16 protein-coding genes are annotated in these 14,300 nt (G+C 40.3%); 1 reads left to right on the top strand and 15 read right to left on the bottom strand.

Annotated features, from left to right (window positions below; translation table 11 throughout):
* Positions 1-344: 344 nt before the first annotated feature.
* Entirely contained in the window at positions 345-722 is a 378-nt protein-coding gene (locus tag BLR84_RS00880; protein ID WP_090463012.1) for a response regulator, read from the bottom strand.
* A gap of 155 nt (positions 723-877) precedes the next feature.
* Complete coding sequence (locus BLR84_RS00875) at positions 878-1,450, bottom strand: thymidine kinase (RefSeq protein ID WP_090463009.1); 573 nt, start codon at positions 1,448-1,450, stop codon at positions 878-880.
* A 73-nt stretch (positions 1,451-1,523) separates the two neighbouring features.
* On the opposite strand from BLR84_RS00875, the gene BLR84_RS00870 reads away from it, so the two are divergent.
* A complete protein-coding gene (locus BLR84_RS00870) occupies positions 1,524-2,540 on the top strand; it encodes a hypothetical protein (RefSeq protein ID WP_090463006.1) in 1,017 nt (338 codons plus the stop codon).
* A gap of 179 nt (positions 2,541-2,719) precedes the next feature.
* Here the strand turns inward: BLR84_RS00870 and BLR84_RS00865 are convergent, their stop codons facing one another.
* The 13 genes from BLR84_RS00865 to BLR84_RS00820 form a co-directional block, all read right to left on the bottom strand.
* Positions 2,720-4,831 carry a peptidase domain-containing ABC transporter gene (locus BLR84_RS00865; protein WP_090463003.1) on the bottom strand — a complete coding sequence of 704 codons (2,112 nt, stop codon included), beginning with the start codon at positions 4,829-4,831 and terminating at the stop codon, positions 2,720-2,722.
* A gap of 11 nt (positions 4,832-4,842) precedes the next feature.
* A complete protein-coding gene (locus BLR84_RS00860; RefSeq protein ID WP_090463000.1) occupies positions 4,843-6,009 on the bottom strand; it encodes an HlyD family secretion protein in 1,167 nt (388 codons plus the stop codon).
* 65 nt (positions 6,010-6,074) lie between these two features.
* Positions 6,075-6,236, bottom strand: coding sequence for a hypothetical protein (locus tag BLR84_RS29850; protein ID WP_166095710.1), 162 nt, complete (start codon positions 6,234-6,236; stop codon positions 6,075-6,077).
* 103 nt (positions 6,237-6,339) lie between these two features.
* Positions 6,340-6,513 (bottom strand): hypothetical protein, encoded by a 174-nt coding sequence (locus BLR84_RS29845; protein ID WP_176851901.1) that lies wholly within the window; start codon positions 6,511-6,513, stop codon positions 6,340-6,342.
* 114 nt (positions 6,514-6,627) lie between these two features.
* Positions 6,628-6,837 carry a hypothetical protein gene (locus tag BLR84_RS00855; protein ID WP_090465648.1) on the bottom strand — a complete coding sequence of 70 codons (210 nt, stop codon included), beginning with the start codon at positions 6,835-6,837 and terminating at the stop codon, positions 6,628-6,630.
* Between the two features lie 134 nt (positions 6,838-6,971).
* Entirely contained in the window at positions 6,972-7,178 is a 207-nt protein-coding gene (locus BLR84_RS00850) for a hypothetical protein (protein WP_090462996.1), read from the bottom strand.
* Between the two features lie 149 nt (positions 7,179-7,327).
* Positions 7,328-7,525 carry a hypothetical protein gene (locus BLR84_RS00845; RefSeq protein WP_076378047.1) on the bottom strand — a complete coding sequence of 66 codons (198 nt, stop codon included), beginning with the start codon at positions 7,523-7,525 and terminating at the stop codon, positions 7,328-7,330.
* A 186-nt stretch (positions 7,526-7,711) separates the two neighbouring features.
* A complete protein-coding gene (locus tag BLR84_RS29585) occupies positions 7,712-7,915 on the bottom strand; it encodes a hypothetical protein (RefSeq protein WP_143013790.1) in 204 nt (67 codons plus the stop codon).
* A gap of 539 nt (positions 7,916-8,454) precedes the next feature.
* Positions 8,455-9,726, bottom strand: coding sequence for a rod shape-determining protein RodA (rodA, locus tag BLR84_RS00840; protein WP_090462992.1), 1,272 nt, complete (start codon positions 9,724-9,726; stop codon positions 8,455-8,457).
* Position 9,727: 1 nt separating this feature from the next.
* A complete protein-coding gene (gene mrdA / locus BLR84_RS00835) occupies positions 9,728-11,746 on the bottom strand; it encodes a penicillin-binding protein 2 (protein ID WP_090462989.1) in 2,019 nt (672 codons plus the stop codon).
* The gene (locus BLR84_RS00830; RefSeq protein ID WP_090462986.1) at positions 11,743-12,261 is read right to left on the bottom strand and encodes a rod shape-determining protein MreD; all 519 of its coding nucleotides are present in this window, start codon (positions 12,259-12,261) and stop codon (positions 11,743-11,745) included. The genes mrdA and BLR84_RS00830 overlap by 4 nt, the downstream gene beginning before the upstream one ends.
* On the bottom strand, positions 12,254-13,087 hold the full coding sequence (gene mreC / locus BLR84_RS00825; protein ID WP_090462983.1) for a rod shape-determining protein MreC: 834 nt from the start codon (positions 13,085-13,087) through the stop codon (positions 12,254-12,256). The genes BLR84_RS00830 and mreC overlap by 8 nt, the downstream gene beginning before the upstream one ends.
* 91 nt (positions 13,088-13,178) lie before the next feature.
* A complete protein-coding gene (locus tag BLR84_RS00820) occupies positions 13,179-14,201 on the bottom strand; it encodes a rod shape-determining protein (RefSeq protein ID WP_076378059.1) in 1,023 nt (340 codons plus the stop codon).
* Between the last annotated feature and the right edge of the window lie 99 nt (positions 14,202-14,300).

Raw genomic sequence — 14,300 nt, 5'->3', positions numbered from 1 at the left:
TTTTACTGGTTTGAGGTTTAAAAAACAACCACTCCAAACTGCTTTATAACGCCCCCATGTATCCTTACCTTAAGCGTTTTAAGCAGGCGCTTAGTGTGTTAATTACACCAATTGTGCCCTTTGATAAATTACGAATAAAATTACCATCTCAATGCAAACGTTAATAATCTGTTTAACGCCAAATATTTTACCCACCGTATCAACATGTATCCCGGTCCCGGAATTTTACCTGCCGATGGACACACATTTAATGTTGGGCTTGGCATGAGGTTATAACCCATAAAAACGGCCTTTCAAAACATGTTGAAAGGCCGTTCATTATTACTATCTTAATTCTTGATTCTTTATAGGTCTATCTGGATGTGGTTCTTTACCACCTCAATCAATTCAGTGAGATCAAATGGTTTTTTGATGTAGCCATCGGCTTCCCCGGCTTTAGCAATTTCCTTTAAATTATTTACAGCCGAGATAAGGATCACCGGGATATGGTTAGTAGCAGGATCATTTTTTAATGCCTTGCTCAACTGTTGCCCGCTTAAATCACTCATCCAATCGGTTAACCAGTTATCAAGCAGTATCAGATCAGGTTTCAGGTCCTGCACTTTTTTCAGGATCCTGGCATTATCTGAAGCTATCACTTCATAACCCTCCTCTTCCAGCACGTACACAATGGTATCTCTGATGTCTTTATCGTCTTCGATCACTAAGATTTTTTTTGCCATAAAACCCTTAACTTAAGAATGAATGCAATACCATGCTTTAATTATAATTAAAAAAATTAATTATAAACACACTATGCTTTACCAAAGCATTAACACATGGCATGCTACCTTTTGTTTTGAAAAAGAGGGTTTTATACAAAAAAAATATTTCTGCGTTAGCTATGGTAGCAAATACGGCAGCGGGGTTCATAGCTTTCTTGTTCACCCAGGAGTATCCTGGCTTCGTCTGGTACCAAACGATAAGAATAAAGCGCCGGGTTTCCACACCTTACACATACGGCGTGCAATTTGGTAACTGACTCGGCAATGGCCATAATAGCTGGCATCGGGCCAAACGGGCGGCCCTTAAAATCCATATCCAGACCTGCAACTATTACACGTATACCTTTGTTGGCTAATATATTGCAAACCTCGGGCAGTTCATCATCAAAAAACTGGGCCTCGTCCACACCAACAACATGAACATCGCTGCTCAGTAATAATATAGCCGAAGCACTGTCAACCGGCGTAGAGGGAATGGAATTGGCATTGTGAGATACCAGAGCATCTTCAACAAAACGCGTATCAGCTTTTGGGCTAAATATCTCTATTTTCAGCTTCGCGATACGGGCACGGTTAAGCCTCCTGATCAGTTCTTCGGTTTTGCCCGAGAACATCGATCCGCAGATCACTTCAATACTGCCGCCTAATTCACTTTTACGTTTAAAAATTTCCTCGTTAAATACCATTCTGACTATTAGTGGAGGGCAAATATCAGAATTTAATCCTATTTTTGGTAAGCATTTTTCTAAGATTGAAGCCATGAAGCAACTGGATGTATTTAAAAAGATAGGTGGTATTTTAAAAGAGCTTAATGACCAATATAATTACCTTGAAGCAGAAAGCAGTGAACTGAACGAGCTCGAACTGGAGCTGTTTGTTGCCAACGCCCATTTTTTAAAAGATCATGCCGAGATATTACGCCGGCTGCATGAACGTGCCAACCCGGCCACACCAGCGCTCATTACCGAAAAGCCGGAACCGGTAATAGAAATAAGTAAGCCTATTGCGTTACCCCCACCGGCGCCCATTGAAAAAAAAACGGAGCCTATACATGAGCAACGCTATTTTGAACCTGTTGTACAACAAAAGCCTGCTGCCGAAAGCAAGCTGGAGCTAACCCAAGCCGCTATTCCACCCGTTCAACCACCTTATAACCCGGTTAAGACAGAACCGGAACCAGAGATCATACCTGCACAGGAGGAGCAGCCTGTTCCGCAAATTGAACTAAAGACCGAAGATACAGGCGACACCTATTCGCTTGAGCGACATGAACCAGAACCTGTAAAAGAAGAACTGGAGATTGATCATACTGCTGAATGGGAAGATGAAGAAGATCATTTTGAACAGGAAGAACTCACTGAACAATTACCACCTGTAGCCGCGGATGATCAACCTAGTCCTGAGGCTATTGATCATCCCGATGACGGTAAAGTGGCGACCGACGATAAAGTACTTACTATTAATCAAAAAATATCGGCATTAAAAGCCGAAAAAGATAAAGGAGCTGTTGCCGCGTCACCAGCGACTGTTTTGCCTATTACCGATCTGAAATCGGCTATCAACCTGAATGATAAACTGCTTTATATTAAAGATCTGTTTAATGGTTACAGTCTGGCCTACAGCGAAGCTGTTGAAATAGTGAATCGCTTTAATACGTTTGATGAAGCAGAACGCTTTTTGAAAACCAACTACGTTGTAAAAAACAATTGGGAAAGCAAGCCCGCTACCGCCGAAAAATTTTATGCTTTACTAAAGCGCAGATATCCGGGAGGATAAGGGCTAAACAACAAAAGCGAGGCATACCTCGCTTTTGTTGTTTTATAGAAAACGCGTCATTGCGAGGTACGAAGCAATCCCCGATTAGCAGAGTCACTCTGTATAGCATATAGATTGCTTCGTACCTCGCAATGACGCGTCTTTTCAGCATTAAGCTTTTCGCTTTAAGCCTTCGGCTTTTAGCTCAAACTGTAATTTAATTTTTTATGGCTGCCTTGCTCCACAACTACGCCTTTATCCAATACAATAATATTATCTGCATTATTTAAAGTGCTTGAACGATGTGTAATAACGATGACTGTTTTTTGATCCTCTTTTAGCATTTCGATCATCTTTTGCACATATTTTTCAGACACAGAATCAAGTGAAGACGTAGCTTCGTCCAATATCAGGATCTCGGGATTGCGATATAATGCCCTTGCGATGGCGATGCGTTGCCTTTGCCCACCAGACAGTGAAGTTCCGTTCTCGCCCAGGTAGGTTTGGAAGCCTTTAGGTAACGATTCTATAAAGCCGGTTATACCCAATTTAGCCGATATGTCGATGATCTTTTTCATGTCCGGCTCATTATCGCCAACGGCTATGTTATCAATAACATTGCCGGCAAACAAGTCGATTTGTTGCGGAACCACCGATATCATTTGTCGAAGAGATGAGTTTTTGATGTATTTAAGATCATACTCCCCTATCCGTACATTGCCACTTTGTATAGGATATATATTTTGCAATATCGACATGAGTGTTGATTTGCCCGAACCGCTTTCGCCCACGATAGCAGTAAATTTACCTTTAGGGATGATTAGGTTCAGGTCATCAAAAACAGCCACCCTTGTTCCGTAACGGAAGGAAACATTTTCAAAACGAATATCACCAATTTTATCAGGACTCAACTCTATCTGGTTTTCATCGCTTTCGCGCTCCAGATCCATGATCTCAAACAACCTATCAGCAGCAATTACAGCATCCTGTACGGTTCTGTTCATCCCGATCAATGATGATACCGGTCCGGTAAAGTAACCTATCAAAGTATAAAATGATAAAAGTTCACCCGGGGTTATGTTATTATCCATCACATAACCGGCACCCACCCAAAGTAAGGCAATGGTTAATAAACGGGATATCAACTCAGACGAAGTGCCTGAAAAAACAGCGTTCAGGTTCGACTTCATGCCCACCTTCAGCAGTTTAACAAAACGTACTTCTGTTTTCTCATCTGCATGATCTTCCAGACCAAAGCGTTTAATGGTACCAACCGAGTTTAAGCTTTCTACCAGTTGTGATTCCAGCTCCGCGGCATCCTCCATCAGTTTACGCTGTGCCTTTTTATTGAGTTTATCCGTTACATAATAAATAAGCAGATATAATGGGATAACACTAAGCATGATGAGTGCCAGTTTCCAGTAATAGGTAAACATCATGATGAACGAGAACACCACGATAAATATGTTTACCAAAAAGTTAATGCTCACATCATTTAAAAACGTACGGATCTTTACCGCGTCATTGATACGTGAAATGATCTCGCCCACACGCATGGTATCAAAAAACTGCTGTGGTAGCCTCAGCAAATGTTTGTAATACCCCAATATGAGCTTGGCATCAATCATTTGCCCGGTTTTTAGGGTAAATATAGTTTTGGCTGTACCTATAAAAAGCTGCAATGCCAAAATGATCACCATACCAATACCCATAATATTGAGCAGGTTTCGATTGCCGTCAACCAATACAAAGTCAACCAGTTTTTGTACAAAAACCGAGGTTGATAAGCCTAAAATGGTATAAATAATAGCGCCAAACAGGGCCTGTATTAAAATGCTTTTGTGCGGTTTGATCAGCGTCCAGAAACGGCCGTTTACCGATTTCTTTTCGTTACCGGTTTCAAATTCTTCAGATGGCAACAATAGTATCAGCGTTCCTGACCATTCTTTTTTAAATTCATCATGGCTTCTACGGCTCAACTGCCCATCAATCGGGTCCATTACCTCAATAAATTTATCAGTAACCTTATATATCACTACATAGTGGTGCAAAATTTCTTTTACCACCAGGTGGGCAATAGCAGGCTTGGGTATTTTGAACAGGCTTTCAAAAGGTCCTTTTACTCCCTTGGCTTCAAATCCTAATTTCTGAGCGGCCTCAACCATACCCAATACATTGGTTCCTTTTTTATCAGTACCTGCAAGCTGCCTGATACGGGCAACCGCAAGATCAAGCTTATAGTGTGATGCTACAGAAGCTAAACAAGCTGCCCCGCAATCCGTTATATCCCGCTGTTTTATTTTAATGCTCATTGCTATCTGGATTAACTGCCTATATTAGGATTTACCCAATCATCTACCTTATCATACAATAATTGATACAAGCTCCGCTTGGTTACACTAAAACGGGCTGTAAAATTCATTCCTTTTTTTAAATACCCTTTATAACCGTTCTTTAACGTGAGATAATTTTTATCAAGGGTACATTTTACTTTAAATACAGGTTGGTTTTGGTTTACAATGATGATATCATCAGAAATATCGACCACTTTACCGGTTACCAGGCCCCATTGATTATAATTAAAGGCATCTACCTGGAAACGCACCTGCTGTCCCTTTTTAATCAATCCGATATCTGAGGGTTTGATATAACAAAAGGCAGTTAAATTAGCATCGGGCGATATTTCTCCGATCTTTTGATTCGCAAACACATACGCGCCGTTTTGTACGCCTGATATATTTTGGACTGAGCCGCTTATGGGAGCCCTCAGCATATATTGTCTTTTTTGTTCGTTTAGCTCAGCTTCCTGCCCGTTTAGCTGTCGTAGTTCATTCCTGAATCCATTGGCTTCGGTTTGCCATTGTGTCTTATATTTAGCCAATATCATTAAATAGGCAGATTTGGCCTGGTCATACTCAAATTTATACTTCTCGTACTCAGATTCGGTGAGTACTTTATTTTTATACAATTCGTTATAGCGGTTAAATGTGCTTGCCGCCTGTTGTTTGGCAATGGCCGAATTTTGCAGCTCCTGCGCAAATTGTTGCCATGAGGCATTGTATTGCCCGGTTTGTAAATTAGGAGTACGTGTTCTTTCGTTATTCACACCGGCCAATAGCTCGTTGATATCTCCTAAAAACTGACCTATCTGTCTTTTACGATTATCGGCCAGAGCGCCTTGCTGTTTCTGAACTGAGGCGTCTATCACTAAAATGGTATCGCCCCGGGTAATTTTTTGATTGTCGGTAAGTTTAAGTCTTGTGAGTCGCCCATTAACCGGAATGGTTAATTCTGCTTTTTCGATAGAGGATTGTAAAAGCCCGTTGCCTTTTATGCTGATAGGGGTTTTAATGAATGGAAGCAGTGCAAAAGTTACTAATATCGCTATCACCGTAACCACATAGATAAGCTGGGTTCGCCTGCTGATCTGTGAACGGTAAACGATAGATGTTTCAGCAATTGTTTCTGTAGAATAGTTAAATAATGCCATGCTTGTGTTAACATAATAAAATAGTCGTTATCCTGAACATTCACGACAACGACTATTCTATGTTTTTATAAACCTTGAACCAATTTAACAACAGCATCTAAAATAGAGCCTAAAGCTGTAAAAACGGCGCCAAGCAAATCACCTAAGCCATAACCTCCGTTAACATTGATCATTTCGTTAGCATCCATTTCCTGAACACCAAGTTCTTTTAATTCTAAATTTTTCATAATTGTGAGTGTTTATTTGATTTTTACGCAAATGGGCCAAATTAAGTTGACCCTTTTAAATTGAAAAACGAATAGCCGACATCCCTAAAAGAAGGAATAAAGGCTACTTTAATATTGCTTTTAAAGCCTCTATAACCGAATTTAAAATAGGAACAAGTCCTAAAAGCAAAGGGCCAAGCAAACTATCTAAAAGGCCACCATCGCCACCGTTAACATTAATCATTTCGTTAGTATCCATTTCCTGAACACCAAGCTCTTTTAATTTTAAATTTTTCATAATTGTGGGTGTTTATTTTGATTTTACACAATTGAGTCGGTTAAGCAGGCCCTTTTTTTAAACAAATAGCCGGCATCCTCAAAAATCAGGAATAACGGCTATTGCATATTTTTCTTACAAGCCACCTTGAAGTAACTGGAACAGAGAGCCCAACGTTTTAGTAAGGAGTGTACCGGTATCAGTTAATACACCTGCTAAAAATTTCAAAACAGGCTCAAGGTTAAGGCTGATTGAGATGTCGCCTAAGCCGCCACCGTTAACTTTGGTCATTTCAGCAGTATTCATTTCCTGAACACCAAGCTCTTTTAACTCTAAATTTTTCATAATTGAATTTTTAATCATTTTCCTTACTCTGTTAAAGGCTTTTCAGGGTACGCCATGTATATAAAGTTTTGGGAATAATCTTTAGTTTAAATATAATGTGGGCAAATAACCGTTTAGCTCAATTTAAGCAAGGGTTATCCGTGTAGCAAACCTTTAAGAGTAGTAAAAAAGGTTTTAAAGTCCTGAATGATCCCATCCAGGTTTACATTTGCCTGAAGACCATCTACAAGTGCTTGAACCGCATTGATGATACCTCCAATTACACTGCCTCCATTTACATTGGTCATTTCAGCAGCATTCATTTCCTGAACTCCAAGTTCTTTTAACTCTAAATTTTTCATAAGGGTAGTTTTAAAAAAATTTCCCTACTCTGTTCATGGCTTTTCGGGATCCGCCATTTATGTGAATTTGAGGAATAGGATTTGTAACGTGCGATAGGAATAAATAGCCGTTAACCCAACCTGGGCAACGGCTATTTAAAAGATTTTTATTATAACGCTCCAAGAATAGCGCCAACGATCTTAACTTGAGTAGTAACAAATGACACAACTTCAGTTAATGTTTTGTTAAGTTGAGCGAAAAGTGGGCCCAGGTCAATGCTGATACCTAATAAACCACCATTAACGTTAGTCATTTCAGTAGCATTCATTTCTTGAACGCCAAGTTCTTTTAATTCTAAATTTTTCATAATAGTATTTTTTGTTCAATAACCCCTTACTCTGTTAAGGCTTTTCAGGATTCGCCCGTCTGGCCGGCCAATAATGGCAATGCCATAAATTAATTAGAATCGCAATCAGTGAGATAAGCTGTGTTAACCACCTTATCGGAACAGGGATCGCGAAATTGTTTTTGGGAAATAGTTAAATAAAACTAATTAGCTTTTAATGAAGCTTAAAAGCGAATTTACAGTGTAACCAACAAAGCTCACTGTGTTGTTTACCAAAATGCTTACACCACCCAAAGCCACAAATAAAGTGTTAACCAGTATGTCGCTTAATGGACCACCACCGTTAACGTTAGTCATTTCATTAGCGTTCATTTCTTGAACACCAAGTTCTTTTAATTCTAAATTTTTCATAATAGTGTTACTTATTGTTTTGTCCCCTTACTCTATTATAGGCTTTTCAGGATACGCCTCCGTTTGGCCAAACGCTTAAAACAAATATAATATATAACAATAAATACTTAAATGGGCCCCGGTTTGCCGGCACCGCTTTGGAAAGAAAAAAAGGCTCAAAAACAGGTTAAAACACTATAAAAATCTACTTTTTAGACCCAAAACAGGCTTTTATGTGGTCATATTCAATTCATTCATTTTACTATACAGCAATTTCCGGATCAATTTCGGGGCCTATTTAATAAATAAATTGTTAAAATATGGGTTTGATGAAGAATTTTCAAGAAAAGTAATCTATAATTAACACAATTGTTAACAACTCAATAATTTAATTAAAAGATTAATAATTTAATTATTAACTACACAAATATTTAACCATTCTGTAACTAATATTCACCATACTAGTATTAAATAAATTAATATTAATATAACAATGTATTAATAAGTTAAATCATACATGATACATAATCAGGGTATTAGCGTTTAATGTTTAGAAGAAATTAAACAATCCCCATCCGGTTGGAATCAAGCTTAACGAGGATGAAAAGCAGTATAGTAAAGCTAAGCAAAGAAGACCCGCCATAACTAATAAATGGTAATGGTATGCCAATTACCGGCACTACTCCTATGGTCATGCCGATATTGATGACCACGTGAAAAAACAGTACTGATGCCACCCCATAACCGTATATACGTGAAAATGGCGATCGTTGTCTTTCGGCGAGGTATATCACCCGTAATATTAAAAACAGGTAAAGCCCTATAACTACAACCGATCCGGCAAAGCCCCACTCCTCACCTACGGTACAAAAAATAAAGTCGGTACTTTGCTCTGGTACAAAAGCGTATTTAGTTTGTGTACCATGTAAATAACCCTTACCCCACAACTTGCCCGAGCCAATAGCTATTTTTGACTGATTTACGTTATACCCCTTACCTTTTAAGTCGGTAGTGATGCCCAGCAATATATTGATACGCTCGGTTTGATGAGGCTTTAAAACGTGCGAGTAAATAAACTTAACACTAAAAATAAAAGCGACTGATATGGCCAGCCCTACCAGCACGGTAAAAATAAGTTTGCGCTGCCTCTTGAATAAAAATATGATCAGCGCAGTTAATACCACCAATACCAGGATAACATATAATGGATTATACAAAAGTGAAACCACAAAAAGCACAATAAGCAAACCACTAATCACCAAAAAGTACGGCGACAAACCTTCCCGGTAAAGCACAAAAATAAGAGAGCAAAAAACCAGGGTCGATCCGGTATCTGGCTGCAGCATGATCAGCAACATCGGGAAACCGATAATAGCCGCGGCTATCAGGAAAGATTTCAGTTCGGTAACTTTTATATTAACCGAACTCAGATAACGGGCCAGCAGCAAACACGTTGAAAATTTGGCAAATTCCGATGGTTGCAGCCGGAACCCGCCACCCATATTTATCCAGGCCTGGTTACCACCCACGTTTCGGCCTACAACCAATACCAATATCAACAGCAGTACCGTTATACCATAAAATGCAGGTGCAAGCGCGGTTAAAAAACGGCTCTCCAGCAACAGTATAACAATGGCCACTACAATGGATACGTTGATATAGATGAACTGCTTACCATAGTTGGTTGACGCATCAATAAGACTCGAATGCTTTTCATCAAATACAGCAGCATGAATATTAAACCAGCCAATGGTGCAAAGTAACAGGTAAAGAAATACGGTTACCCAATCAACATTAAAAAAGAAACTACGCTGGTTGTGGCTATTGTTCATGCTACTTACCTGTACCCCTTCCTGCAAAAAGATTGCCCCAGCTACCTGGTTTATTATTTTTTGCTGATTTAAGCTGAGCCGCCTTTTTCATTGAATCGGCCTTGAACTTTTTAATGGAGTCGGCTTTTACAGCCCGGATGCTATCCCTTCTCCGCTCCCTTTGCAAATCATGCTGGTAAAGGGCCAGGTCGGGCAGCAGGTTCATGTTGGCAAACTCATTAACCGTAATACCCGATTCGCGCTGGGTAATTACCCCTTTCAAATACTTCTCTACAATAAAGCTGGCAATCGGCGCGGCATAGTTACCGCCATCACCAGAGTTTTCAACTACTACGGCAATAGCTATCTTTGGGTTTTCCCTTGGGGCGTAGGCTACAAAAAGCGAGTGGTTTTTACCATGCGGATTTTGCGCCGTACCTGTTTTACCGCACATGATAATACCTGGTATCCGCGAACGACGGGCGGTTGCATAACCATTATTACCTTCAACCACGTTCTGCATCCCATTAATAACAGGTTCAAAATATTGCGGGTCGATACCCACATAATTCTTTTGCGTGTACTCGCTTTTTATTACATCCTTATCACCAATGCCCTTTATTAAATGTGGTTTGTAAAAGAAACCATGATTGGCAATTGTACATTCAATATTGGCTAATTGCATGGGAGTAGCTTCTAACTCACCCTGCCCGATAGCCAGCGATATAATGGTGCTTGAGCGCCACCTGCCAGGATGATAGATATTATCGTAGTGCAAAGCGGTAGGTACGTTGCCGCGACCTTCATTTGGTATATCAACACCAAGCTTTGCGCCCAGGCCAAATTTGTTTACCTTATTACGCCAGTCAACAAATGATGGAGTTGTGTTCCGGGGGCCCCTGACATTCATTAGTTTTTCAAAAACCATATCAAAAAATCCATTACATGAACCCGCAATAGCGTTACTTAAATTTACCACGCCATGTACGTGTGTACACTTTACCCTTACGTTACCGGCCATATAATAGCCAGGACAGTTATAAGTAGTTTGCGGTGTTATCAAACCCTCCTGCAAAGCAACCAAAGCACTCAATGGTTTAAACGATGACCCCGGCGGATAATAGGCTTGTATTGGCCTGATAAAAAATGGCTTGTAAGGATCGTTATATAATTTGGAGGCATTGTTACCACGTTCACGGCCAACCATCAGGTTTGGGTCATAGGTAGGACTGCTCACATAACAAAGTATTTCGCCTGTTGACGGTTCAATGGCTACAATACTGCCCAACTTGTTTTCCATGAGTTTTTCGCCCAGCTTTTGCAGGTTGATATCGAGTGATGAAGTAAGCCGGTCGCCGGCGCGGGCCAACGTATCAAAAGCACCATTGGCAAAAGAGCCTTTTGGAATGCCGCGCGAATCAACCATCTGGATCTTTACCCCACGCTGGCCCCGTAAAACCCCCTCATAGGACTTTTCGACACCGGTAACACCAATATAATCACCCTGGCGATAATAGCCGTTAGACCGCTTAATATCGCGATCCTGCACCTCGCCAATAAAACCTAAAAATTGTGCGGCGGTCGAGTCGGGATAAGTCCGTACGGTACGCGGCTGTACGTAAAAACCTGGAAATTCGTTCAATTTTTCCTGGAAAGATGCATATAACTCAAAAGGAAGCTGTTTTTCAAATATCGATTCTTTATTGGGCGAGTACTTGATGGCTTTGAGCAGGCGTTTGTCAAAACCTTCCTTATCAATCCCTACTAATTTGCAAAATTTCAGTGTGTCAAAAGGCTTTACCTCTTTGGGATTAACGGTGATATCGTAAATAGGTACATTCTGAACCAGGATCTTACCATTACGGTCAAGGATAGGGCCGCGCGAAGGATACTGTATCTGCGTACGCCTTACATTACTGTTGGCGTATAGTGTATAACGGTCATCAACTATCTGGATATAGTAAAGCCTACCCAAAAGCGTGATCATAATTACCAGAAAAATACCTGTTATAACGTAGCGACGCTCAAAAAACTTGTTCATTTACGTTCTTTCCTTCTGAAAAATAGTAATCCTGAAATAAGCATTAAAAATACAGTAAATATTGAACTCAATACAACACGACTTAGTGTGTATTGGATTTCAGAAAAACTAAAAACCTCTAAATTCAGCAGAAAGAAATGATGAAAGAGGGTAAGCACCAGGGCATAGGTAAAAAACCACCGGAAGCCCATAATACTCAAGGTTGGTTCGGGTTCATTATCAAACCCATCTTTTTGTACGGTGATACTGATAAACAGGATACGCACCAGCGCCAGCACTACACACGCGGCCGCGTGAAGACCAGGCGTATCATAAAAAGCATCAATAGTTAATCCTAATAAAAACGATAGTACGAACAGCAGTATATTAGGCACCTCAAACGGAAGCAGCAAAATAAACAAGATATAAAAGTACGGGGTCGACAGGTTATAGAACGTAATATTTTTTAGCAAAAAAACCTGCATAAAAACCAGCACCAAAAACCGTATGGCATTAACTAAAATAGCTCTACTCATTTTTTTTCTGTCCGGCCTCCAGTCCCGTTTGCTCCTGCGCAAATTTGTTATTTACCACGTATACATATTCCAACTTGCTAAAATCAACGGCAAGGGTTACATCTACATTAAGCAGTAACCCGCCGCCTTTGGCATGCAGGTTTGTTATTTTACCAAATGGGATACCTGTAGGAAAAAGCGAGTAACCGGAAGTAACTACCTGCTCGCCCAATTTTGGTTGTGCATCGTTCTGAATATCTGTTAACAATCCCTTTTTAGGGTCAAGATCAGCGCCCCATATAAATGAGCCGATCTCTTTATTATTGGCAAGCATAGCACTAAAGCGGGTATTTTTGTTTAAAACCGACTGTACAATAGCCAAATGTTCCGATACATCAACTACCATCCCGACTACGCCTGAGCTGCAAATAACCCCCATATCTTTGGCTATACCTTCTTTAGTACCCCTGTTTATGGTGATATAGTTGCTCCGTTTGTTAGTAGAATTATTGATGACCCTGGCTACGATATAGGTGTATTGTTGTTTGTAGCTGGTATCAACTACTTTACGCTTATCAACCGTATCTACATAGTAGGCCGATTTAAGCTGTCCACGAAGACTGGCATTTTCACGTGCAAGGCTATCATTCACTTCTTTTAAAGACAGGTACCCATAAAACTGGCTAACCTGAGTGTACAGCGAACCCGTAACCTTATTGGTTGAGTTAATGAAAGTAGCTTTTTGAAAAGAATTGTATTTGATATAAATAAGCAGCGAGCTTATCTCAAAAATCAGGAATAAAAAAAACGCGTTATACTTAGTGATAAATATCAAGAGGTTACGCATTGGATTGAATTAGATTTGAGATATGAGACATGAGATTTGAGATTAAAACACCGAATGTCTCACATCTCAAATCTAATATCTCACGTCTAAATTATTGCATTAAAAATTTAAAATTTCCTATGTTTTTAAGGGCGGTTCCTGTTCCGCGAACTACGGCACGTAGCGGATCTTCGGCAACGTGAACCGGTAGTTTTGTTTTTGCTGCTACACGTTTATCCAAACCACGCAGCAAAGCACCACCACCTGTTAAATAAATACCTGTTTGATAAATATCGGCTGATAGCTCAGGTGGGGTAATTTCCAATGCTTTCAATATCGCTTCCTCTATCTTGGAGATCGATTTATCCAGGCAGTGTGCAATTTCGGTATAGGATACCATAATCTGCTTTGGAACACCGGTCATCAGATCGCGGCCCTGAACAGCAAAATCACTTGGTGGATCGGCCAGTTCCGGCAATGCGGCACCAACTTCAATTTTTATTTTCTCGGCAGTACGATCACCGATCATGATGTTATGCTGACGGCGGATATATTGTACAATGTCTGAGTCAAAGTTATCACCCGCTACGCGGATAGACTGGTCGCAAACGATACCTGACAAGGCGATAACCGCGATCTCGGTAGTACCACCACCGATATCAATGATCATGTTACCCATAGGCTCTTCCACGTCGATACCGATACCTACGGCAGCCGCCATAGGTTCATGAATCAGGTAAACCTCTTTGGCACCGGCAATCTCAGCAGAGTCACGCACGGCGCGCTTCTCCACCTCGGTAATACCCGATGGGATGCAGATCACCATACGCAGTGAAGGGAAGAACCAGCCCTTACCCTGGTTGATCATTTTGATCATACCGCGTATCATGTGCTCGGCGGCGTTAAAATCGGCAATTACACCATCCTTCAGCGGGCGTACCGTGCGGATGTTATCATGCGTTTTACCTTCCATTTGCATCGCCTGCCTGCCAATGGCAATTACTTTATTAGTTGTTCTGTCGAACGCCACGATAGAAGGTTCGTCAACAACAACTTTGTCGTTATGTATAATGAGGGTATTTGCAGTACCCAAATCGATAGCTATTTCTTGTGTAAAAAAGTTAAATAAACCCATCTGTTGCTTCTTTCAAATAATCTGTAAAGTTTATAAAAATACGCTTAATAAAATCACATAGTTGCAATTAAAAGCGTATAAATTTCATATTTATTGTTT

Origin of the sequence: Mucilaginibacter sp. OK268, from assembly GCF_900103125.1 — a bacterium.
Taxonomy (GTDB): domain Bacteria; phylum Bacteroidota; class Bacteroidia; order Sphingobacteriales; family Sphingobacteriaceae; genus Mucilaginibacter.
This window is presented reverse-complemented; position numbering and strand designations above follow the sequence as displayed.